General features: G+C 63.3%; 1 protein-coding gene. It reads left to right on the top strand.

Features of this window, described 5'->3' with window-relative positions:
- Positions 1–868: TauD/TfdA family dioxygenase (locus U9980_RS19000; protein WP_322769153.1), on the top strand; the 868-nt coding region annotated here is incomplete at its 5' end.
- Positions 869–1,035 lie beyond the last annotated feature (167 nt).

The raw sequence follows: 1,035 nt of genomic DNA on the forward strand, positions 1-1,035 counted from the left end.
GCCGTCCATCAGACCCATGCCCGGTCCATTCGGCGCGTGGGTCGACGATGTCGATCTTCGACGCCCCGTCGACGACGATACAATTCGTTTATTGACGGATGCGCTCTGGAGTCACCGGATCCTGGTGTTGCCCAACCAGTACCTATCCGATACGCAGTACGTTGATTTTGGTGGATGCTGGGGGGAACCCATAGAGTTCTTCGTCCCATCGGCACGGCTGGCCGACCATCCGGAGATCATCCGCATCCGCAACTCGCCGGCGGTGCCACCGGAGTCACGTGACGGCGCGATGCACTGGCATTCAGACAGCTCGTACGAGGCTGTTCCGGCGATGGTGACGATGTTGTACGGCGTTGAAATCCCCACTTCGGGTAATGACACGCTTTTTCTTGACACGGTGGCCGCCTATGCGGCACTGGATTCCGACATGAAGAAACGCATCGCCGATCTCGAAGTCATTCACGACCCGTCCGGCGGCAAGGTGACCTTCGACGGAGAGGTCCGTGGCCGCGGCAGGCACGACGATCTACCGGTCGTCACGCATCCCCTTGTGGCGCGCCATCCTGTCGTCGGGCGGAAGTCTTTGTACGGGTTCTCCGGAACCGCAGCCGGTATCGTGGGAATGCCCGAGGGTGAAGCACTGGAACTGCTCATCCAACTGAAGCGGTTCGCCCTGCAGGACCGTTTCCGGCAACGGGCGCGCTGCGACGTCGGTTCCGTGCTCATCTGGGACAACTGGTCGGTCCTGCACTCGGCGACGCCGACCTGCTACAGCAACGCCGATGGCGAGCGCCGCCTGATACACCGCATCAGCACCCGCGGTGTGCCTGCCGTATGCGCCGCGACGGCCGCCGCGGGTGCGCGGTAATCCCGTCCCGGTACGGCTGCCTTTTCGGTACCCGCCGGGCACCCGGACGCGGCCCAACCTCGACCTTTCGCGCCTCGCGCATACATGATCGTGGCCTGTCTTCCCGGCCTTGGTGATGTTGAGTTGTGGTATTCGGGCGGTTTGGGTTGTGGCTGGGTGGCCCGCTG

Origin of the sequence: Protofrankia sp. Cr1 (assembly GCF_963555865.1) — a bacterium.
Classification (GTDB): Bacteria; Actinomycetota; Actinomycetes; order Frankiales; family Frankiaceae; genus Protofrankia.